General features: G+C 35.1%; 20 protein-coding genes. 4 read left to right on the forward strand and 16 right to left on the reverse strand.

Going from position 1 to position 21,910, the window contains the following annotated elements:
* Nucleotides 1-147 precede the first annotated feature (147 nt).
* The 12 genes from pflA to nagE all read right to left on the reverse strand — a co-directional run bounded on the left by pflA (nt 148) and on the right by nagE (nt 13,527).
* A complete protein-coding gene (pflA, locus tag ABH960_RS25895) occupies nt 148-879 on the reverse strand; it encodes a pyruvate formate-lyase-activating protein (RefSeq protein WP_002010313.1) in 732 nt (243 codons plus the stop codon).
* 69 nt (nt 880-948) lie between these two features.
* On the reverse strand, nt 949-3,198 hold the full coding sequence (gene pflB / locus ABH960_RS25900; RefSeq protein ID WP_404449270.1) for a formate C-acetyltransferase: 2,250 nt from the start codon (nt 3,196-3,198) through the stop codon (nt 949-951).
* Between the two features lie 152 nt (nt 3,199-3,350).
* On the reverse strand, nt 3,351-3,569 hold the full coding sequence (locus ABH960_RS25905) for a hypothetical protein (protein ID WP_002125049.1): 219 nt from the start codon (nt 3,567-3,569) through the stop codon (nt 3,351-3,353).
* On the reverse strand, nt 3,541-5,085 hold the full coding sequence (locus tag ABH960_RS25910; protein WP_002166984.1) for a glycosyltransferase family 2 protein: 1,545 nt from the start codon (nt 5,083-5,085) through the stop codon (nt 3,541-3,543). Before ABH960_RS25910 ends, ABH960_RS25905 begins: the two co-directional genes overlap by 29 nt.
* Nucleotides 5,078-6,043 carry an NAD-dependent epimerase/dehydratase family protein gene (locus ABH960_RS25915; RefSeq protein ID WP_002140285.1) on the reverse strand — a complete coding sequence of 322 codons (966 nt, stop codon included), beginning with the start codon at nt 6,041-6,043 and terminating at the stop codon, nt 5,078-5,080. The genes ABH960_RS25910 and ABH960_RS25915 overlap by 8 nt, the downstream gene beginning before the upstream one ends.
* Complete coding sequence (locus ABH960_RS25920) at nt 6,040-7,284, reverse strand: nucleotide sugar dehydrogenase (protein WP_404449273.1); 1,245 nt, start codon at nt 7,282-7,284, stop codon at nt 6,040-6,042. The genes ABH960_RS25915 and ABH960_RS25920 overlap by 4 nt, the downstream gene beginning before the upstream one ends.
* The gene (locus tag ABH960_RS25925; RefSeq protein ID WP_050000841.1) at nt 7,274-8,821 is read right to left on the reverse strand and encodes a glycosyltransferase family 2 protein; all 1,548 of its coding nucleotides are present in this window, start codon (nt 8,819-8,821) and stop codon (nt 7,274-7,276) included. Before ABH960_RS25925 ends, ABH960_RS25920 begins: the two co-directional genes overlap by 11 nt.
* A 13-nt stretch (nt 8,822-8,834) precedes the next feature.
* Nucleotides 8,835-9,029, reverse strand: coding sequence for an LSm family protein (locus ABH960_RS25930; RefSeq protein WP_002029614.1), 195 nt, complete (start codon nt 9,027-9,029; stop codon nt 8,835-8,837).
* A 16-nt stretch (nt 9,030-9,045) separates the two neighbouring features.
* Nucleotides 9,046-9,447 (reverse strand): LSm family protein, encoded by a 402-nt coding sequence (locus ABH960_RS25935; protein ID WP_050000840.1) that lies wholly within the window; start codon nt 9,445-9,447, stop codon nt 9,046-9,048.
* Between the two features lie 169 nt (nt 9,448-9,616).
* The gene (locus ABH960_RS25940; protein WP_002029609.1) at nt 9,617-10,432 is read right to left on the reverse strand and encodes a hypothetical protein; all 816 of its coding nucleotides are present in this window, start codon (nt 10,430-10,432) and stop codon (nt 9,617-9,619) included.
* Between the two features lie 86 nt (nt 10,433-10,518).
* Nucleotides 10,519-11,769, reverse strand: coding sequence for a serine hydrolase domain-containing protein (locus ABH960_RS25945; RefSeq protein WP_404449276.1), 1,251 nt, complete (start codon nt 11,767-11,769; stop codon nt 10,519-10,521).
* Nucleotides 11,770-12,033: 264 nt separating this feature from the next.
* The gene (nagE, locus tag ABH960_RS25950) at nt 12,034-13,527 is read right to left on the reverse strand and encodes an N-acetylglucosamine-specific PTS transporter subunit IIBC (RefSeq protein ID WP_061674657.1); all 1,494 of its coding nucleotides are present in this window, start codon (nt 13,525-13,527) and stop codon (nt 12,034-12,036) included.
* Nucleotides 13,528-13,851: 324 nt separating this feature from the next.
* Between nagE and glsA the strand changes: the two genes are divergently transcribed.
* Together glsA and ABH960_RS25960 are read left to right on the forward strand one after the other, a co-directional pair.
* On the forward strand, nt 13,852-14,781 hold the full coding sequence (glsA, locus tag ABH960_RS25955; RefSeq protein WP_002151698.1) for a glutaminase A: 930 nt from the start codon (nt 13,852-13,854) through the stop codon (nt 14,779-14,781).
* 172 nt (nt 14,782-14,953) lie between these two features.
* A complete protein-coding gene (locus tag ABH960_RS25960) occupies nt 14,954-15,298 on the forward strand; it encodes a DUF3969 family protein (protein ID WP_002091149.1) in 345 nt (114 codons plus the stop codon).
* A 163-nt stretch (nt 15,299-15,461) separates the two neighbouring features.
* Here the strand turns inward: ABH960_RS25960 and ytaF are convergent, their stop codons facing one another.
* Nucleotides 15,462-16,073, reverse strand: coding sequence for a sporulation membrane protein YtaF (ytaF, locus tag ABH960_RS25965; RefSeq protein ID WP_002091150.1), 612 nt, complete (start codon nt 16,071-16,073; stop codon nt 15,462-15,464).
* A gap of 137 nt (nt 16,074-16,210) precedes the next feature.
* Between ytaF and ABH960_RS25970 the strand changes: the two genes are divergently transcribed.
* Entirely contained in the window at nt 16,211-16,864 is a 654-nt protein-coding gene (locus ABH960_RS25970; RefSeq protein WP_002091151.1) for a helix-turn-helix domain-containing protein, read from the forward strand.
* 97 nt (nt 16,865-16,961) lie between these two features.
* Here ABH960_RS25970 and ABH960_RS25975 read toward each other — a convergent pair whose 3' ends face one another.
* The 3 genes from ABH960_RS25975 to ABH960_RS25985 all read right to left on the reverse strand — a co-directional run bounded on the left by ABH960_RS25975 (nt 16,962) and on the right by ABH960_RS25985 (nt 20,131).
* Nucleotides 16,962-18,236: an acetylornithine deacetylase gene (locus ABH960_RS25975; RefSeq protein WP_404449280.1), complete on the reverse strand. Its 1,275-nt coding sequence runs from the start codon at nt 18,234-18,236 to the stop codon at nt 16,962-16,964.
* Nucleotides 18,237-18,349: 113 nt separating this feature from the next.
* Entirely contained in the window at nt 18,350-19,771 is a 1,422-nt protein-coding gene (locus ABH960_RS25980) for an amino acid permease (RefSeq protein ID WP_404449282.1), read from the reverse strand.
* A 105-nt stretch (nt 19,772-19,876) separates the two neighbouring features.
* Nucleotides 19,877-20,131 (reverse strand): biotin/lipoyl attachment domain-containing protein, encoded by a 255-nt coding sequence (locus ABH960_RS25985; protein WP_002010281.1) that lies wholly within the window; start codon nt 20,129-20,131, stop codon nt 19,877-19,879.
* A 301-nt stretch (nt 20,132-20,432) separates the two neighbouring features.
* On the opposite strand from ABH960_RS25985, the gene ABH960_RS25990 reads away from it, so the two are divergent.
* Nucleotides 20,433-21,836: a sigma-54 interaction domain-containing protein gene (locus ABH960_RS25990; protein WP_404449284.1), complete on the forward strand. Its 1,404-nt coding sequence runs from the start codon at nt 20,433-20,435 to the stop codon at nt 21,834-21,836.
* Nucleotides 21,837-21,910: the final 74 nt, after the last annotated feature.

Genomic DNA, 21,910 nt, shown 5'->3' on the forward strand with positions numbered 1-21,910 from the left:
ACTATTTTGATTTCCCTTTACAATTATGTAAATTTCTCCGCTTATTCTTTACAAAAATATGGATATTCCCTTTTCAGTATACTCTTTTCTAAATATATACTCTAGATTTTATTATGAAGAAACAAAAAGCCTAACCAAATGTTTAGGTTAGACTGCTTGTAAAATATGTTTTGCATGTTCAACATTTTCTTCTGTCGGTGGATTCACATCCGCAAGTGGATACTTATGTCCAAGTGCCTCCCATTTATAAACACCGAGCTTATGATATGGCAGCACTTCCACTTTCTTAACATTAGATAGACTTTGAATAAAGTTTGATAATTTTTGCAAATCCTCTTCACCATCGGTAACGCCGGGAACCAATACATGTCTTACCCAAATTGGTTTCTTTCTATCCGATAAATAACGAGCAAATTGTAAAATGTGTTCATTTGGTTTCCCTGTTAATTTACGATGTTTCTTTGAATCAATATGCTTCAAATCCAATAAAACTAAATCTGTATACTCCATTAAAATATCTAGCTTATTTTGGAATTCTGGTTCTTCAGAATAACAACCGCCAGAAGAATCGATTGTTGTATGGATACCAGCTTCTTTGCACTTTTTAAACAACTGGGTTAAGAAGTCTAGCTGTAATAGTGGCTCTCCACCGCTAACTGTTATACCGCCTCCAGAAGCTTCAATAAATGGAAGGTAACATGTCACATCCTGCATCACTTCTTCAACTGTTATTTCTTTACCTTTACCGATTTCCCATGTATCAGCATTATGACAATATTGACAACGTAATAAACACCCTTGTGTAAATATGACATAACGAATCCCTGGGCCATCAACAGTACCACAAGACTCTACAGAATGTATTCTTCCTTTTACCATGTTACTTCCTCCTTTATTGAAACAGCCTCCCTCCGCTATATATTAAAAGCGGAGGGACACTTTTTTCACTTACATGCTTTCATGCATTGTACGGTTTATTACATCAATTTGTTGTTCACGAGTTAATTTAATAAAGTTAACAGCGTAACCAGATACACGAATTGTTAATTGTGGATATTTTTCAGGATGCTCCATTGCATCCATTAATGTTTCACGGTTAAATACGTTAATATTTAAGTGGTGTCCTTCTTTTATTGCATATCCATCAAGCATAGATACTAAGTTGCGTACTTGTACATCATCTTCTTTACCAAGTGCTTTTGGAATAATAGAGAATGTATTTGAAATACCATCTTGTGCATCTTCATATGGTAATTTAGCTACAGATAATAATGATGCTAATGCACCTTTTGTATCACGGCCATGCATTGGGTTTGCGCCCGGTGCAAATGGTTCTCCAGTACGACGTCCATCTGGAGTGTTACCAGTTTTCTTACCGTATACAACGTTAGATGTGATTGTTAAGATTGACATTGTATGAACAGAATTACGGTATGTTTTATGTTTGCGAATCTTGTTCATAAATGTTTTCACAAGATTTACTGCGATTTCATCTACACGATCATCATTGTTACCGTATTTAGGGAAATCTCCCTCAATTTCGAAATCAACTGCAATACCATTTTCATCACGAATTGGTTTTACTTGTGCATATTTAATTGCACTTAAAGAGTCTGCTACTACAGATAATCCAGCGATACCTGTTGCCATTGTACGAAGAACATTTGTATCGTGAAGTGCCATTTCAATACGTTCATAGCTATATTTATCGTGCATATAGTGAATTACATTTAATGTATTTAAGTATAGACCAGCTAACCATTCCATTGTCATATCGAATTTACGCATAACTTCTTCATAATCTAATACTTCAGAAGTAATTGGTGCGTATTCAGGACCAACTTGTGCTTTTGACTTTTCATCTTTACCACCGTTAACCGCATATAGTAATGCTTTCGCTAAGTTTGCACGTGCTCCGAAGAACTGCATTTGTTTACCAATTCTCATTGCTGATACACAACAAGCAATACCGTAGTCATCACCGTAGTCAGCACGCATAATGTCATCATTTTCGTATTGAATTGCTGATGTTTTAATAGACATTTTTGCACAGTAGTTTTTAAAGTTCTCTGGTAATTGTTTAGACCAAAGAACTGTTAAGTTTGGTTCTGGTGCTGGTCCTAAATTATCTAATGTATGCAAGAAACGGAATGAGTTTTTTGTTACTAACGGACGACCGTCTAACGCCATACCACCGATAGATTCAGTTACCCAAGTTGGATCTCCAGAGAATAGTTCATTATAATCAGGTGTTCTTGCAAATTTCACAAGACGTAATTTCATAATGAAATGGTCAACAATTTCTTGTGCTTTTTCTTCTGTTAAAGTACCATTTGCTAAATCTCTTTCAATGTAAACATCTAAGAATGTAGAGGTACGTCCAAGGCTCATTGCTGCCCCATTTTGCTCTTTAATTGCTGCAAGATAAGCAAAGTATAACCATTGGAAGGCCTCTTGTGCATTTGTAGCTGGCTTAGAAATATCGAATCCATGAGAAGCAGCCATCTGTTTTAACTCTTGAAGTGCACGCATTTGCTCAGATAATTCTTCACGTAAACGCATTGTATCTTCGCTCATTACACCGCCAGTTAAATTATAATCAGCTTTTTTCGCTTCAATTAAATGATCTATACCATATAGCGCTACGCGGCGATAGTCACCGATAATACGTCCACGTCCATACGCATCTGGAAGACCAGTAATAACACCTGATTTACGAGCCGCTTTCATTTCTGGTGTGTATGCATCAAATACACCTTGATTATGAGTTTTACGCCAGTCTCTGAAAATCTTGCTAAGTTCTTTATCCATTTCATATCCATACGCTTCACAAGCTTGTTCTGCCATACGAATACCACCATATGGTTGTAAAGAACGTTTAAATGGTTTATCAGTTTGGAAACCGACCACTTTTTCAATATCTTTATTTAAATATCCTGGTTCATGTGATGTAATAGAAGAAACAATTTTTGTATCCATATCAAGAACGCCACCGTTTTCACGTTCCTTTGTTGTTAAATCCATTACTTGATCCCAAAGTTGTTTCGTTGCTTCAGTTGCTTCCGCTAAGAAAGAGTCTTCTCCATCGTAAACGTTTACATTATTTAAAATGAAATCGCGAACATCAATCTCTGCTTTCCATTTTTCACCTTTAAAGTTTTCCCACGCGCTTTTTACATTTTCTAATACTTGAGTCATCCTAATCTCCTCCATTTTTGATTAGTACAGGACTACGTTTTTTTATATAACAGCTTACACACTTAGAATACTACTTTTTTTCGGAAGTGGACGAAATAGTTGTGACATGTTTGTGAAATGTTGAGCAAACTACTACATACATAGTGTTAACCTCATATAAAACTCTTTAGAATTAACCCTTTCTTTAATTGTATTTTTTTGGTATTCTTATATACGAGTCCTATTTTGTAATATAAGAACGATACCCATTGTAGAGCTGTAATACTCTTATCTCCTAATCTGTTATAGTTTTTATAACAGAGCAAAAAAGTGTACATACGTTGTACACTTTTTTTGTTACCACTATAAAACATCTCTTTTTCTATTTCCATCGTAAAATCCACCACGACTGTTTGTTAATGCAATTAATTGCTCTAATCCTTCTATATGATCACCAATAATTCGAAGGACAGCTGGAGGATGACCTATTTTTGCGAAATGTTCACTGGGACGAATACGGTTCATCTTATCAACATCGACACGACTTACACAAGCAATTTCAAAACCTGAAAGTACAGCTTTCACTTGTGCTACACAAGGTGACAATAATGATTTATACCCTATTTCCTTCAAACAAGTACGACTAAACGCATTAGGTACAGCAATAAGAGAGCCTACTCCTAAATCTTTTCTATCACAAGCTAAATTTAATGCATATTTAAATGCTGTTACAAGATGAAGTGGTACTCTCAAATCTAAATAATGATTTAAATCATTTAATGCGACATCCGTTCCATCTGCAATAGCTTTTGCAAAGGGATATAGCTCACTAGCTGGAATAACAAAGTCACCGTCTATAAATAAAACAATTTCTCCTTTTGCAAAATAAGTTCCAAGCGAACGCCCCACATCGTTTCCAAGTGCTTCTTTATACACAATTGTTGTTGCTCCCTTGTCTTTTGCAATTGTTGCCGTTTTATCGGACGAACCATTTACAACAACGATGATTTCAAAAGGTTCAATTTTGCGAAGCTCTTCTATAACGTTTCCAATTGTTTTCTCTTCATTTTGCACAGGAATAATTACCGATAATTGCTCTCCTTTATACAAATTAGATGTAACGCCCCATCCTTGATAAAAATCTTCAAAATTTAGAGTATGATAGACACTCTCTCTTTTCCTATTTCCATCATAATATCCTCCGCGCCCATCGCTGCCTAATATCCGCTCTGCTACAGCTTCTATATGATCACCTATCATTCGTTTTTCAGATTGAGAAAGATCCGTGCCATATGCAGCATGCTCGAATGGACGAAATTTATTTGGCGTAATAACGTCAATTGCACAATGACGACTAATTCTCCATTTACTTTGTGCTAGGCGTAGATGAGCCACAATAGGATTAACAAAACATTCGTCTCCAATACTTTGCACAACTTCCTTCGTCAGCGCATGAGGTACAGATAATAAAGAATCAATTTTTAATTCTTCACGCTCTAACATTGCATTTAATATTTGGCGCCATACTGTCACGGAGTGCGGTTTTTGTTTCTTTAAAAATAATGCGTCCAAATTATTTAAAACGATGTCCGCCTGATCATGCAAAATCGGATTAAGGAATAATTGTAATTTTGAAGTTTGAATAGCAAAATCTCCATCTACAAACAGTAATACATCACCTATCGCATGTTTTGCACCAACTGCGCGTCCAACGTCGTTACCAAGTGACTCTTTATGCTGGATTACTGTACATCCTAAGCTCTCAGCAATCGCTTCTGTACCATCATTACAACCATTTGCTACTACAATAATCTCTACTGGATTCAATGGTTTTACCGATTGAACCACATCTGAAATCGTATCCACTTCATTACATACAGGAATAATAACTGATAACGACTTAGCCATTGTTTTCTTCACGAAACCATTTAATAGTTTCTTTCAATCCTTGTTCCCACGTTACTTTCGCTTGAAACTGAACGAGTTCTCTTAATTTCGTTACGTCTGGTCTTCTATTTGGAATCTCTTCAAATCCATGTGGATATACTTCCTCAAATGGAACGTGCACAATTTTGGAAATAGACTTCGTTAATTTTTTTATATCTTCCGCTACTACCCTTATATTTTTTTCATTCTCAGAACCTATATTAATAATTTCACCATTTACCTTCTCATCCATTGCACGAATTGTTGCCTCGACCGCATCACTTACATACGTAAAGCAGCGTGTCTGCTTTCCATCTCCATACACGAGAATATCGTCACCTTGCAAAGCCGCACGAATAAATCGTGGAATTACTCCTGCGTACGGACCATCTTTCGCTCTTGGACCATAAATATTAAAATAACGAACAATCGTTACAGGTAAACCTTCTAATGCGTACCCTAAACATAATGTTTCCTCTAACGTTTTACAAATTGCATAACTCCAACGTATTTTGGAAGTTGCACCGTATAAACGATCTCCTTCTTCAGAGAATGGCGGCTCTCCCTTTCCATATACTTCAGAAGTAGATGCAAATACTACTTTCTTCTTCCCTTTTAACGCTGCTTGTAAAATATTTCTCGTTCCATCGAAATTTGTTTCAATAAGCTCTACACTTTTTTCCATTGTAGTTTTGACTCCCAAAATTGCAGCTAAATGAAACACCACATCATGTTGATTCACTAATTCATAAATTGAATTTTTATCTAAAACGCTTATTGGAATAACCCGGAGCTCTTTCATTAACTCATTATGATATTTATTTTTTCCTTTATAGAAGTTATCCACAATAGTAACTTCATAACCTCTTTTCACCAACTCTTCAGCTAAATGCGAACCAATAAATCCTGCTCCACCTGTAATTAAACATTTTTCACTCATACACTCACCTTCTTTACGATTCCACGTGTATCTATTAATCGCTCAATCCCTTTAAAAAGATTCCAATCGATACTAGAGTGATCCGTTACAATTAAAATACAATCTGCTTGTTTAATTCTTTTTTCATCTAATGGAACAGATTGATATAGTGTATCTCCAATTTTCGCTGTAGAAATATACGGATCATGATATTCTATCTTGTATCCTTCTTTTATTAATAATTGAATAATTGGCAACGCCGGTGATTCTCTCAAATCATTTACATCTTTCTTATATGCAATCCCTACTATTAAAACCGTTGCGGGTGATTGCACCACACCTTTTACTTTCCCGATTATTTTCGCTGGCATTTCTTCATTAATTACATGTGCTGCCTCAATTAATTGACTAATTGCTCCAGCCTTTCTTATTCTCCATTGAAAATATAAAGGATCTACCGGAATACAGTGTCCTCCTATTCCTGGTCCTGGCCAATACGGAGTAAATCCAAACGGTTTTGTAGATGCCGCTTCAAGCACCTCATAAAAATTAATATTCAAACTTTCACAAAGTATATTTAACTCATTTACTAATGAAATATTAACTAAGCGCTGAATATTTTCAAATAGCTTACACATCTCGGCCACTTTCGGAGAGCTAACTGGAACGACTACATCAAATATAGTGCTATACAAATCCTGTACTTTTTGTTTACACTGCTCGGTTTGTCCACTAATAACTTTTGGAATTGTTTCAACTGAATACTGGCTATTCGCTGGATCAATTCGCTCTGGAGAATACCCAATATAATAATCTTCTCCTACCTTTTTACCTGTTTGAGAAATAATCGGAATGATAACTTCCTCCAGTGTACCTGGATATGTGGAGCTTTCAAAAATGAAGGTTTGTCCTTTTTGAAGGTTTTGTTGTATATAATGGGAGGCTGAAATGAGGGCACTTAAATCTGGTTCTTTCTGCTCATTAATTGGGGTTGGCACGGTCACAATAACATAATCGCTACGCTTAAAATCCGCAACACCTTTATCTGGTGTATTCACTATTAATCTTCTTTCGTTTATTAAGCCTTGTAATACTTTAGAAGAAACATCAGGAATATAACTTTCTCCTTTAATTATTGATTCTATCTTCCTAGTATCTTTATCTAATCCCAGTACAGCATGTCCTCTTTCTGCAAAAAGGACCGCTAAAGGAAGGCCAACATATCCTAATCCAATAATGGTTACTTTACTACTAGCATTCATCTATATTCTCTTCTTCCCTTCTCAATTGTAGTATTATATCTCTATCCCTTTCTCCGTCTGTAAAACTCCCGCGCTCATTCGTATGTTGTAATAAATAAGCAATCGCCTCAAGCTGATCACCGAAAATACGATCGAATGCAGGAATTCGTCCATTTACAAACCCATGCTGCTCTGGACGTACTCGATTTGTTTTTATAACATCTACAAATTCCACTGCTGTAATAGAGCATTCTTCTAAAATAGCTTTCATTTGAGCTAGTGGTGGAATGATAAGAGAATCATATCCAATTTTCTCTATTACCTTTTTATGCATAGCATGTGGCACTGCCGTTAATGAATTGTTCCATAAATCTGGTCGTTTCGCTACCAAATTCACGAAATATTTCCCCATACTAATTGGATCTGCCGGGTGAAACATATCTAACAAACATTGCAAATCATTTAACGCCACATCATTTCCGTCTTCAATAGCATGCAAAAATGGAATTAGCTTTTTTGCCGGTATAGCAAAATCACCATCAACAAATAAACAAATATCTGCCGTAGCATGCATAGCCCCTATCGCTCGTGCTACATTATGTCCAAGTGCCTTCGCGAATTCAACTACAATAACATTCTCTAGCTTTGCTTGTTTAATTGTCTCGGCATCTGCTCCATTCGCAACAACTATAATTTCATCTACACCTGCTTTTTTCACTTCCTGTATGACAGATCTTATAGTCATTTTTTCTTCTGATACGGGTATAATAGCACTGTATTTCGCTTTTTCCTTTTGTAATAAAACTGGTTTATACTTCCCTATAAACTCTCTATCCCTGTTTCCCTCCGAAAAACCGCCACGTTTACCATATGTTTCGATTACGTATTGCAAAGCACGTAAATGATCGCCCATAATGCGACTAGTCGCTTTCGGATAAGGAGAACCAGGTGATGTACCAGTATGCACAGGACGAACTTTATTTGTATGAATTACATCAACCGAAGCCATATCGACAATATCTACTCCTCTAGACATCGCCATCGCTTGAAATAGCGCTGGATCTGCTAAGTTCCACCACCCAAGATTCTGAATAATTTCCCTACTCATCGCATGTGGAATTGCGATTAAAGAACCAACAACAAGCTCTTTTTTATTCAAATAACGATTCAACATGAATTTTCCAACTGTCGTATAGTGTGGTCTCATCTTTAAATAAACAGACCATGTTAAATTATTCACAACAATTTGGTGCCCTTGCTGAACTCCTTTCACGAAACGTTGTAGCTCTTTACTCTCAATAACGATGTCACCATCTAAAAACAATACAATTTCACCTTTTGCTTCTCTAGCTCCAATTGCCCTTCCTACATCATTACCAAGAGAATGTTTATAATAAATCACATGGCAACTATGCTGTAATGCGACTTCATTCGTTCCATCTGTCGATCCATTATCTACTACAATAATTTCATACGGCTTCAGCTTCTCCACTTCTACTAAAACTTGTGATAAAGTACTTGCTTCATTATGCGCTGGAATAACAACTGATATTCTCATACTTGTATCACTCTTACCCTTCCAAGCGAACATAAGCAATAATAGGAATACGCACAAGTACATCTTCAGGTGGTCCATAAGAAGGAGATGTACGAACACTTACTGCCCCGTCCGTAACAGATAAAAGAATACCTGCAACAATTTCAACAGCTGTCACAACTTGCACTAATTCACCAACATGGTTACGCAATTCATCAGTAAATAACATATATAAGTCTCCTTTCTTACACTTCTTTCATTGATATAATACTTGTAAATGGTAATAAAACTTCAGTTCCTATTCCTTCTTGCAGCGTTAAGAAATCGTCACCAACTGCTACAATAACACCTATTAACTGTCCAACTGTCACAGTAATTTCTACGTTTTTACCTAAATATTGCTTTGCAATTTCCTTAAAAGGTGATGTATTGCATTCTTTTAAAATGTTACAAATAATAGATTGAAATTGACTTGATTCTATAAACTCTTCCGTAGCTTGCTTAGAATTTCTTTGAATAAATCTCGCAAAGTTTTGTGAAAATAAAAGTCGTTCCACAGCAGGCAGTAACTTATTATCTAAAAAATAATCTAATTGTCTATTAAACAATCTCGATAACTTTTTCCAATACTTACCGAACAGACACATACACTTCTCCTCCTATTATTTTTAAATTATAAAAAATACATCCATACATCTTAATCTATACAAAACAGGCTTTTTTTGTGATAGGTAAGACATACATTTTCTAAAAGAAATAATTGTTTCAGAGCATAAAAAAAGATAGATGGTTTCCCATCTATCTCTTTGTTAATCTTTAATTTTTAATTGTCACAATGGCAGCTACGCCGTAATATACCGCTCTTGATAATTCTGCTTGTCCGGATATAGAAGCTGTAACAAGGGATCCACCACTTGCCGAAAAATATTTTGCAGCTTCTAACGGAATACCATCTTCTTTCACATCAATATGTGTTCCATCTTGCCAGTCTATTTTCTGCATTGTTGCTGAAAAGTCCCCAGTCACTTTACCAATTTCCTTACCATTCATCTCTAAAAATATCCATTCCCATTTTGTTAAACTTAGTACTTGTTTCAACTCTCCAATTTTCTTTCCATTTACACTATAAAATATATAGAAGTTACGCACGCCCATCTTCTTTTGAACACGCAGCAACCTTTCTCCCGATTGATTATATAAATAAAATTGTTGCTTATGTAGTCCCTTAAAAAGAAAAGAAAGTGCACCTTTCCATATACTTTGAATAACGGAATTATACTCTTCTTTTAAAAACCCTACTGCACTGCCATCTAATCCAAAGTACGTTATTACTTGAAATACCCCTACCTCTCTACGAACAACGAACTTTTGTTGTTCAAATAATCTAGAGCTCCCTATATTACAATTATCCTGTCTAAGCATTTTTGCTCTTCGTTTTTCTATAAAACTATATATTAGTAATCCAAACGCTGGTAGCAAAATACCTATTAATTTCAGAATTTCTTTATCTGAAGTGAATATTGTTCCTTTTTTATATTCCATAACTAATCCAATTACAACGATAATCCATACAATGATAGCTATAAACAAAGTTCGTTTCGCATTGCGTGCATGATGCTTATGTATACTCATAAACCTCCCCCTTTTCCATTTATTTCATTATCGCACCGCACATATATTTCCTCAATGCAAAAAAAACTATCCAAAAGGACAGTCTTTTACACTTCTATATTTCGTAACATCGTATAAATGTCGTTATTCACTTTACCAAATGATTTAATGTTATTTTGAATGTTAGATAATAAAACCACATATACACTACCATTTTTACTAAAACCATTTAAGCAATTCCAACCTGGCATTACACCGTGATTTGAATAGCTTCCTGGATCTACATACCAGCCAAATCCATAATCCTTTTTCACGGCTGTAAACATTTGATTATAACTCTCTTTTGAAATTAATTTTCCAGAAAAGAGTGCTTCATTAAATAAATATAAATCATGCGCGCTCGTATATATATCACCACAACCATATAGTTGTGACATGCTCGGAATATTAGGTGTTGTCATATTGTTATTCACTATTTTATAACCCGTTGATGGGAATCTTGTTTGTTCCAACGCTGTACCGAAACCAGAATGTTTCATACCCGCAGTCGCAAAAATATGTTGTTTTATATATTCTTCGAGCGACTGTCCACTTACCTTCTCAGCAATGTAAGCAAGTATAGAGTAGTTCGAATCTGAATACTTCCATTTCTCTCCTGGTCCTGCAATACGCTTTTGGTTTCCTATTCGTTTTATCAACTCTTCATGAGAAATATCTTCTTTTCCCTGCTCATACTCTGGAATCCCTGATGTATGTGTTAATAAATGTTTTAGCTGAATGCTATTACCTTGCGGAAAATCTGGAATATACTTTGCAACCGTATCCTCTACTTGCAAATTATTTTGATCTTTGAGTTGCATAATAGCCGTCGCTACAAATGCCTTTGAAATAGAGCCAATATAAAAGGTCGTCTCTGAATTATTCGGCACTTGCTTCTCTTTATTAGCCATGCCGTATCCTTTATTCACAAGAACTTTCCCATTCTTCACAATAACAGCTGTCCCACTAAATCCCATGCTCTGTAAATATTGATCCAATTGAGCGTTTTCATTAATTTCTTGAGGCGGTCCCTCAGCAGGTTTCTCTATAACTTGCGCCTGTTTTATCTGTTCTTCCTGTTCTTTTTGTTTTCTTTGTTTTTCAGCTTCTTGCCTTTTCACTTCTTCTATCTTTTTTATCTCTTCTTGCTTCTTCATTTCTGCTGCTGCTTTTAAAGTTTCCTCTTTTTTATTATGCGCAACAATTTTTGTATACATGAAATATACAAGTGAAAATAGTAGGACGAGAATGATTGTTCTTTTTATGTATACAATCGGACGACGTACTTTCCCATTAACAGTATTTTTTTCCTGATCCATGATTACCTTTTTCCCCTTATTTACCGATAATTTAATTCATCTACACAAGACTTTCTCCAAATCATTTCAATAGATTATAGACATTCCATTCTATGTCATCCCTACTTTATCACGCGCTGAACATATTACCAACCTATATGTATAAAAAAGAAAAAGAAAATTTACAAAAGTAAGATTCCCTTTAAAATTTCAACATAATAAAAGAGGATATCCTGTAAAAGACTGGTGTTATCAATCTTTTTGGATATCCTCTTATCTAACTATTTATACGTGTTTTTTCATATCATCGGCAACAGATTCAACATTTGTACCTACGATAACTTGTACACTTGTGTTACTTAATTTCATAACGCCTTTTGCACCTGCGCGTTTTAATGCTGGTTCATTTACTAAACTTGCATCTTTCACTTGTAAGCGTAAACGCGTTGCACAGTTATCAATAACTGCTAAGTTTTCTTTTCCGCCTAAAGCTGCTACGTAAGTTTCACCAATTGAACCTGCAACTGGTGCATCACCCTCTTCAGCTAACTCATCGTCATCTTCACGACCAGGAGTTTTCAAGTCGAACTTCTTAATTAAGAAGTAGAATACTGCAAAATAAATTGCTGCATAAATTAAACCGATTCCTGCTAATAATACAGGTTTTGTTGCAATACCGAAGTTTAAAACGTAATCGATTGCACCGGCACTAAATGAGAAACCATCATGAATGCCAAGTGTTGTTGTAATGAATAAAGAAAGACCTGTTAATACTGCATGAATACCATATAGTACTGGAGATAAGAACATGAATGAGAATTCAATTGGTTCTGTAATACCAGTTAAGAATGAAGTTAATGCTAGGCCACCTAACATACCTGTAACCATTTTACGTTTTTCTGGTTTCGCAGCCGCAATCATTGCGAAACATGCTGCCGGTAAACCGAACATCATGATTGGGAAGAAACCAGTCATAAACATACCTGCTGATGGATCTTTTGCGAAGAAGCGTGCAATATCACCATGAACGATATCACCAGCTGCGTTTGTAAAGTCACCAAGTACAAACCAGAAGTATGTATTCATTACGTGGTGTAAACCGATTGGAATTAATAAACGGTTTAATAATCCGAATAAACCAGCACCAACTGAACCTAAGTTTACGATACCGTGTGCTACTGAATCAATACCACTTTGAATTGTTGGCCAAATTTGACCGAATACTAATCCTAAAAGAAGCATTACAATTGAAGTAATGATTGGTACGAAACGTTTCCCCGCAAAGAAACCTAACCATTCTGGTAATTTAATCTTATGGAATTTGTTATATAGTAATCCAGCAACAACCCCAGCAATAATACCACCAAGTATGGCCATATTTATTTTTGGCGTTAACGCCGCTGCTTTTGAAACTTTTGTCATTGTATCTGCTAATTTAGTTGGATCTGCTGAACCGACTAAATCCTGAACACTTTTCAATTTATCATTCAGCTCTGCTGCTGAATATGCCTTACTTAGAGCGTTCGTTGTATTTTGTAAAACAAGATATCCGATTGCCCCAGCAAGTCCTGCTGCTCCACTACCATCAATAGACAAACCTATTGCAACACCAATTGCAAAAATAAGTGCTAAATTATCAAAAATTGCTGCACCGGCCTGTGCCATAACAGGAATATTAAATACATCTTCTTGCCCTAAACGAAGCAATAATCCTGCTGCTGGTAGCACTGCGATTGGAAGCATTAACGCTTTACCAATACGTTGTAAAAACTGCAACATTTTAATTCCCCCTATCAAATTTATGAAATCGTTATCATTATAAGTACGCCTTAGAAAACGCTTTCTATTTACATAACCATAATAACATATAGTTGTATAGATGTGTAGTTTTTATTTCCGAACTTTTTATGGATAAATCTCCTATTTCCAAACTGTTATATAAAAGGAAAATTCTCCTTTTTTAACACGGAATAATCGAAACTGAAGACTCACTATAGAACATTCAACTTTCGTTTTATCATTCCACTTTTTCATGTTATTATTTATTTCCGAGCATATCGGGAAAAGTAAAATTAGTTAATTCGAAATAGGAGCGTTGGTACTATGCAGTGCATTGAAACAAACAACTTACAGCAGTTGTTAGAACAAGTAAAACCATATACGAAAAAAGGAAAACTTGCTACTTATATCCCCGAACTAGGAAATGCAAATCCAGATGATCTAGGGATTGCTATTTTTCATAAAGAAACAGAATATATCCATGCTGGTAACTCACAAACACTATTTACTCTTCAAAGTATTTCTAAAGTAATTACACTTGCCCTTGCCCTTTTAGACCGTGGTGAAGAATATGTATTTTCTAAAGTTGGAATGGAACCAACTGGTGACCCATTTAATTCTATTATTAAGCTTGAAACGACAAGTTCTTCCAAGCCTCTTAATCCAATGATTAATGCAGGTGCATTAGCTATTACAAGTATGCTAGCTGGTAATGATAACGAGGAGAAGATGGAACGCATTCTTCAATTTGTGCGTGATATAACAGACAATCCTACTATTAGTTATTCTTCTAAAGTTGCCACTTCTGAATTAGAAACAGCTTACTTAAACCGTTCACTTTGTTACTATATGAAACAAAATGGCATCATCGATAACGATATTGAAGAACTTATGGATTTATATACGCGTCAATGTGCAATTGAGGTTAACTGTATCGATCTAGCACGTATTGGTTTAATCTTTGCAATGGATGGATATGATCCTTATAAAAAGAAACAGATCATCCCTAAACATATTACGAAAATTTGTAAAACATTTATGGTTACTTGCGGGATGTATAATGAATCTGGTGAATTTGCAATTCGTGTTGGAATCCCTGCAAAAAGTGGTGTAGCGGGCGGAATTTTCGGCTGCGTAAAAGGCGAAATGGGAATCGGTATTTTCGGACCAGCTTTAGATGCAAACGGAAATAGTATCGCTGGTTTTAAAATTCTTGAATTACTTTCTGCCCAAGAAGGTTGGAGTATGTTTTAATTTAGAAGTTATCCTGCTATATTGGCAGGATTTTTTATTTCACAAAAATCCGTTCTACTAGGCATCAACACACTTCAAAAAACAGTAATAAAAGTTCTCTTTATTATGCATATTTGCTCCCCCCTCCTGAATAATATAGTACAACCTAGCGCTGTATGTGGAGGTGTAAAAGATGAAACTCATATTTCAAATGGAGAAACAACCTGTTCTCGAAAAAACAATTCTTCTTTTCATATTGAGTATTGTAGAAAGTTTGAAACTAAAAGTTGTTTCACTCGATGAAGCTCACCGATACATATTCAATTTAGAAGTGCTTGAACTATTAATGGATCGGAACATCGATGATCAAGTACTAGAACTTATTCATTTCGGAATGGGACTTGAAGACATTTACCATGTACTTCCCGAAGAACTTGAGCATAGTATCGAAGAACTGAAATGGCTTTGTATTCAAGTTTTAAGTGAGTACAGTATGCATGATGATGAATGTGCACAACTAATTGAAGATATACGCTAAAAAGCACCTATGCAGGTGCTTTTACTTTTTTAAACCTTTTTACACACAAAAATTTGTATAATACTTACAATCTTTCATTACCGTGAAAAGATTTCACGTCGATATATGCAATTTCTTAGTGTATTTCCAAGGAAATACTCGAATACTGTTTTCCCTATCATTCTTACAACAATTGATCAATTCCAATAAGAATTAATAACACACCTGCAATTATAGTTGCCCATTTCCCTAAGTATTCAGCTAAAAATCTTTTACCAACATACGTAAAACCACTAATACAAATAAAACTAAAAACTCCAGAAATACATGCCGTAAGCCAAAGATTTAAATTTGTTACTCCAGCATCAAATCCACCTGCAATATTGTTTATGGACAATGCAACTCCTAAAACAATTGCTTCAGAAAAACTAATTGTTTTAGAACCATCAAAATCTGCTTTTTCTGGATCACGTAAAACCCCCATAAGTACACTACTATCTTTAGATTCTACGGTATCTTTTTGACTCAAGAAAGGCTGACATAAAATAAACACCCCGATTATTCCTAAAACTATTGCTCCAATAATGTTTGCTGTGAACTCTGAAATAAATAATGCGATCCAATTCCCAAAAAATCCAGCTAGTAAAGTAAATAAAAATCCAAAAAATGCGATGATAAAATTATTAAGCCACGAAATTCTAATTTTACGAATGCCATATGCAATCCCAACACCTGCATTATCTAAATTAGACGCAATCCCGATTAAAAAAATTGAAAATAAACCTGCCGTACTCATCGTACAGTCACCCCTTTTCTCACTTTTCATTGCATATTATGAAAATGTTGAGCAACTGTGCCTGTCTGTTTCATATACTTGTAATAAATGCTCAACATTTTTTCAACGATAGACAATAGAAAAGGAGTGCCTACATTATGCCCAATGAAAATCCAAATGAGCGGCTCGGTAAATTAATAAAGAAACTGTTAAAGGAGCGGGCTCTATCTATGCGCCAACTAGGAACACTTACAAATATTGATCCTGCAACAATTTCAAGAATAATTAATGGCAAACAACAACCGAAGCAAAACCATTTACAAAAATTCGCAAACTGTCTACAAGTTCCACCGCAATTATTACTTGATGAAATGTACCCTGACTCTCCACACATAAATAAGGAAAAAGCAGATATGTACACATCTCTCGATACAATTCAACAAACATTACAATCCTCTAACCTATTCGACTTCGAATACACAACAACTCGTGTAAAACAAGAACTTGAAAATTACGAGCGCTATGCTCAAACTACTGAAGGCGAAAAACGTATTCACGAGAGTTTCAAAAGTAAAATAGAACAAATTGATAGTGCTGGTCCTTTCATTGAGCAATTAACAAATATGTACCAACAATTTTGTACAGAAACCATTTCAACCGAAGAGCGTGCAATTATTGGGGGTGCCTTACTATATTTCATTTTATCAACAGACATTATCCCCGATTATCTTTTTCCAATCGGCTATTTAGATGATGCGATTGCCGTTGAATTAGCTAAAGAGAAATTAATTGAAATAAAACGAAAAACATAGAAAAATAAAGAACTATTTCAGTTGTTTATGTTCAACTCTGAAATAGTTCACTAAAAAAGCGTACAAGTACATACCTGTACAATTTCAATATACTAATCTATTTTTTTGTATGACACCATTCATATATGAACGCTGTTATTACTTTTGTAAATTCAATTAACTGCTCAACTTCAACTTTCTCATTTATTGAATGAGCTTCTTCTAATGTACCTGGTCCGTAAATAACAGCTGGAATGTTAAACTCACTAAACCATCCGCCATCAGTTACCGTTGCTGACATATTTAAAATTGCATTTTTAGATAAAATAGATTCATGTACTGAACTTAGCGTTTTTACAGCAACATGTTCGCTATCTACTTCTAAAGAAGGAAAAATTTCGCCACGATCCACAATCATTGATTCTCCGCCCCACTTAAATTGTGGTGGGTTCTCGCTTAACCATGGATCTGCTGCTGCCACTTTTCCTAAATACTCTTCTATTTCTTCTATTATTTGTTCATGCGTTTCATTTGGATAAAAATGTACGGTTATCCACAATCGGCACTCATCCGCAATAAATGCCGCATGACGTCCTCCTTCAATAACAGCTGGATTAATTGTTGTTGTTCCAGATGGATAGCCTTCATATGTTTTCATGACTGCCCAATGACGCTCTAATTCTTGTAAGCTTTGGACAATCTTCATCATTTTCTCAATCGCACTCGCTCCAAATAGACGTCCTCCAGCATGGATCATTTGTCTACGTGTTGCATCATGAAACGTTTGCGGGCTTTTCACTGTAATCCATCCAGTAATTACGCCGCCCTGCCCTTGCATATGTAAATTACTTGTATCAACTACTACTGCAAAATCAGCATCATAACCACGCTTACAACATTGAAGTGTCCCTGCTTCTCCTACTTCTTCGCCAATTACCGATTGAAAAATTAAATCTCCAGGTAATTCAATCCCCACTTCTTCTAAAAGCTGAATAGCAAATAAGGCTCCAGCTAGTCCACCTTTCATATCTGCCGCGCCTCTCCCAACTAACCAACCATCTTTTATAAACGGCTCAAACGGCTTTGTTTCCCACGGTTCGTCCTTTGATACTTCTGCAACATCTATATGTCCATTAATAATGAGACTTTTATGTGACTCACTTGCTGTCCCTTTTTTCACTCCAACAACATTCGGATCATTCGGATATACATCCCACTTATCAATACTAAAATTTCGTTTTTTTAGAAACTCTGCCACAAATTCTTGCGCCTCATTTGTATTTCTTGCTGGTGGTGCTGGTGTTTCAAAGCGAATTAAAGCTTTTGTAAGTTCTAGTAGCTCGTCTTTTCGTAAATCAATCTGTTTTAATAGCTGTGAAACTTCTTGATTCATTGCTAATTCCCCTTTGCATACGTAGTATGTTTCCAGCTTTATTTTTACAAAAAAAGAGACTGTTTACAATTCTACAGTCTCTAAATTCCTTGTTATTATAAATTCAATTTCAACTATAAACTTTCTAATTCTGTTGTATTCATCTTTTCGATATGTTCTATTTTACTTTTCTTACTGCTTGTAGCACGGTAAAACAGTAAACAAACGATCATAAATGGAATACCACAATATAATGCCATTCTTTGTTCTGGAATAAAAGCCATAGCTACAATTACTGTTAAATTTAATACTAAAGCAAGAATTGGAACAAATGGATACAGTGGTGTTTTAAATTTCAAATCCTTAATATCTCCCCCTTGCTTCACGTATGTCCTTCTAGCTAATAGGTTAGATAAAGCAATAGATGCCCAAACTAATATCGCTCCAAACCCAGCAATAGAAAGAAGCCATAAATAAACTGTATCTTCCGCATAAATACCTGATAGTAATGAGAGACACCCTACAAACGTACTTACAATCAATGCATAAATAGGAACACCGTTTTTAGATAACTTACCAAAAATCGGGCTAATCATTCCTTGATTAGACATAGACCATAGCATACGGGAAGTTGCATATAATCCTGAATTCGCAACTGATAGTACAGCTGTAATAATAACAAAATTTATAATATCAGCCGCATAAGGAATACCAATTTTATCAAATACAACTACGAATGGACTTTCTATCACTCCTGCTTGCTGCCAAGGAAATAGTCCCGCAAGAATAAAAATAGATAGTACAAAGAAAATAAGTATGCGCCAAACTGTATTATTAATTGCCTTCGGGATAGTTTTCTCTGGATTTTCACTCTCACCAGCTGCAATACCAACTAGTTCTGTTCCTTGGAAGGAAAAATTAACTGCAATCATCGTAATTAAAATGGCTGATAACCCATTTGGGAACAATCCACCATAATCAGTAAAGCTAGAAAACATCGGCGCTGGTTCATTTCCTTTCATATCTAGAAAACCAAACATTGCTGCCCCGCCCAAAATGATAAATGCAATAATTGTAATTACTTTAATACTTGCAAACCAGAATTCAACCTCCGCAAAACTTCTTGAAGATAACGCATTAATAACAAAGAGCAATACGGCAAACACTACGCACCAAATCCATGATGGTACATCTGGAAACCAACGTTTCATTAATATACTAACTGCAATTAATTCAATGCCTATCGTAGCCGTCCAGTTTAGCCACGACATCCATCCCACTACATAACCCGCTGCAGGTGAAATATGTTTTGTAGCATATGTTTGATACGATCCTGCATCAGGCATCGCAACCGCTAACTCTCCAAGACAGAGCATCGTTAAATACATAACAAATCCACCGACAAGATACGCTACAATCGCTCCTCCAGGTCCAGCTTCATGAATTGTATAACTGGATCCTAAAAAAAGCCCAGTACCAATAACCCCTCCGAGTGCAATCATAAATATGTGCCGACTTTTCAATTCTCTTTTTAATCCCTGGTTTTGATCCATCATATAAATCCCCCCTTTTCACTTTGCAAACCCATTTAATGTAAGCGTTTTTAAAATTCTTCATAGTAAAAATAATTATTTAAAAGAGCAAAATACATATTACTACTATTAATCACTACCTGTTATTAAAAGGTCATCCCTCACTGTTATTAATAGTTTTTGATCAGCGATAGCTTGTCCTTCTACCACTTCTAATGATTCGATATAACCACTGATTCCCACTTTAATTTCCACCTGCTGCTTATCTATTGTTTCAATTAACGCTAATTTTTCCCACTCATATACGTAAGAACTTTCAGTAACAAATAATTTCTCTACTTTCCCGTAACAAGGACTATATACGCCTTCTATAACCGTCTTCACTTTATAAATTCCTCCCTCTTATTAATTGAAACTGAAACGTTGCATACACTATAAAGATTCATAATCCCCCTACTCTTTAAATTTAGAGATCTTAACTACTATTCATGCAAAATACGTACCAACCTTAATACCTATGTAAAATTAGGATTTCTTACGAAAAAAATCTGCATAACCGCAAAATTTTTCTATCATTTGAAAATTTTTAAGAGAAAATAGCAAAAAAATTTTGCGATTTTATAAGAATTTTAATAAAATTATAAAAAGTCAGTCTTCATAGGGTATAACGAGGAGAAGATAATACATGCATACAGAAGAAATCAATTTTAAAAAGATTATTGAAATGAATGTGCTATACGAAACTTTACTCAATGAACTAGATATTGGGATCCATATTATTAATGAGGAAAGTAAAACGATTATCTATAACCGTAAAATGATGGAAATTGAATCAATGGATCGCTTAGATGTGCTAGATAAAAATCCTTTAGAAGTATTTGCATTTGAAGAAAATAAAAATAGTACTCTTATAGAGGCTTTAAAACTTGGAAAAACAAACAAAAATATAAAACAAACGTATTTTAACAATAAAGGACAAGAGATTACGACGATTAACGATACTTTTCCTATAATAGAAAATGGAAAAATTAAAGGCGCTATTGAAATTTCAAAAGAGATTAGTCATTTAAAGCAAACAATGAAAACGAACCTTTCTCGAAAACAAAATACTAAGTTTACCTTTGATCACATAATTGGTGATTCTAGAGCTATTCAATCGGTCATTACAGAAGCAAAGAGAGTAATACGTACGCCATCCTCCATACTTATCATCGGGGAAACAGGGACCGGTAAAGAGCTATTTGCGCAAAGCATCCATAATGAAAGCCAGCGTTCAACAAAACCATTTATTTCGCAAAACTGTGCCGCTATACCAGAAACCTTAATGGAAAGTTTACTATTTGGTACAAATCGAGGTGCTTTTACAGGAGCAATAGATAAACCTGGTTTATTTGAAGAGGCAAATGGGGGAACTTTATTATTAGATGAAATCAACTCATTAAGCCCAGCACTTCAAGCTAAATTATTGCGTGCTATACAAGAAAAAACAATACGAAGAATTGGGGGCGCGCAAGAAAAAGAAATTGATGTTCGTATTATAGCAACTATTAATGAAGACCCTCTTGAAGCCATAGCGTACAATCGATTAAGGCAAGACTTATATTACCGATTAAGCGTTGTTACTTTATGTCTTCCACCTTTACGGGAACGAAAAGAAGATATTGCATATCTTGTTCAACACTTTATTGAAAAATACAATATCCAATTTGATCTTAGCGTAAAAGATGTAGATTTAAACGTAAATAACTTCTTCTATCAATACGATTGGCCTGGTAATGTGAGAGAACTAGAACATATAATTGAAGGATCCATGAACTTAATAGAAGATGAAGATATCATTACAGTGTTCCATATGCCAACGCACTTTCGCGAACTAGCAAAAAAGGAACTCAATATGCAGACTCCACTAACTAGTCACAATACTGATACGCCACAAAATTTAAAACGTATAATCGAAGAAATGGAAAAAAAATATATCCATCAAATTCTTAAAGAAAATAAAGGTAATATCTCACAAGCCGCAAAGTTTTTAGGATTGAGCAGACAAAACTTACAATATCGAATTAAAAAATTGCACTTACACATATGAAATGAATATTTCTCCAAGTACAAGTAACTATTTGGAAAAATACGTTATAATTTACATGTGACATGATAGAAAGG

Source organism: Bacillus sp. RC252 (assembly GCF_044909215.1).
Classification (GTDB): domain Bacteria; phylum Bacillota; class Bacilli; order Bacillales; family Bacillaceae_G; genus Bacillus_A; species Bacillus_A mycoides.

Excerpts from the sequence above, each read along its gene's own strand:
- ABH960_RS25960 (WP_002091149.1), top strand. The coding sequence starts at position 14,954 with ATGAAACTCATATTTCAAATGGAGAAACAACCTGTTCTCGAAAAAACA.
- ABH960_RS25945 (WP_404449276.1), bottom strand. The coding sequence starts at position 11,769 with ATGGATCAGGAAAAAAATACTGTTAATGGGAAAGTACGTCGTCCGATT.
- nagE (WP_061674657.1), bottom strand. The coding sequence starts at position 13,527 with ATGTTGCAGTTTTTACAACGTATTGGTAAAGCGTTAATGCTTCCAATC.
- ABH960_RS25915 (WP_002140285.1), bottom strand. The coding sequence starts at position 6,043 with ATGAGTGAAAAATGTTTAATTACAGGTGGAGCAGGATTTATTGGTTCG.
- ABH960_RS25905 (WP_002125049.1), bottom strand. The coding sequence starts at position 3,569 with ATGGAAATAGAAAAAGAGATGTTTTATAGTGGTAACAAAAAAAGTGTA.
- ABH960_RS25990 (WP_404449284.1), top strand. The coding sequence starts at position 20,433 with ATGCATACAGAAGAAATCAATTTTAAAAAGATTATTGAAATGAATGTG.
- glsA (WP_002151698.1), top strand. The coding sequence starts at position 13,852 with ATGCAGTGCATTGAAACAAACAACTTACAGCAGTTGTTAGAACAAGTA.
- pflB (WP_404449270.1), bottom strand. The coding sequence starts at position 3,198 with ATGACTCAAGTATTAGAAAATGTAAAAAGCGCGTGGGAAAACTTTAAA.
- pflA (WP_002010313.1), bottom strand. The coding sequence starts at position 879 with ATGGTAAAAGGAAGAATACATTCTGTAGAGTCTTGTGGTACTGTTGAT.
- ABH960_RS25920 (WP_404449273.1), bottom strand. The coding sequence starts at position 7,284 with ATGAATGCTAGTAGTAAAGTAACCATTATTGGATTAGGATATGTTGGC.
- ytaF (WP_002091150.1), bottom strand. The coding sequence starts at position 16,073 with ATGAGTACGGCAGGTTTATTTTCAATTTTTTTAATCGGGATTGCGTCT.
- ABH960_RS25970 (WP_002091151.1), top strand. The coding sequence starts at position 16,211 with ATGCCCAATGAAAATCCAAATGAGCGGCTCGGTAAATTAATAAAGAAA.
- ABH960_RS25940 (WP_002029609.1), bottom strand. The coding sequence starts at position 10,432 with ATGAGTATACATAAGCATCATGCACGCAATGCGAAACGAACTTTGTTT.
- ABH960_RS25925 (WP_050000841.1), bottom strand. The coding sequence starts at position 8,821 with ATGAGAATATCAGTTGTTATTCCAGCGCATAATGAAGCAAGTACTTTA.
- ABH960_RS25930 (WP_002029614.1), bottom strand. The coding sequence starts at position 9,029 with ATGTTATTTACTGATGAATTGCGTAACCATGTTGGTGAATTAGTGCAA.
- ABH960_RS25910 (WP_002166984.1), bottom strand. The coding sequence starts at position 5,085 with ATGGCTAAGTCGTTATCAGTTATTATTCCTGTATGTAATGAAGTGGAT.
- ABH960_RS25935 (WP_050000840.1), bottom strand. The coding sequence starts at position 9,447 with ATGTGTCTGTTCGGTAAGTATTGGAAAAAGTTATCGAGATTGTTTAAT.
- ABH960_RS25980 (WP_404449282.1), bottom strand. The coding sequence starts at position 19,771 with ATGATGGATCAAAACCAGGGATTAAAAAGAGAATTGAAAAGTCGGCAC.
- ABH960_RS25975 (WP_404449280.1), bottom strand. The coding sequence starts at position 18,236 with ATGAATCAAGAAGTTTCACAGCTATTAAAACAGATTGATTTACGAAAA.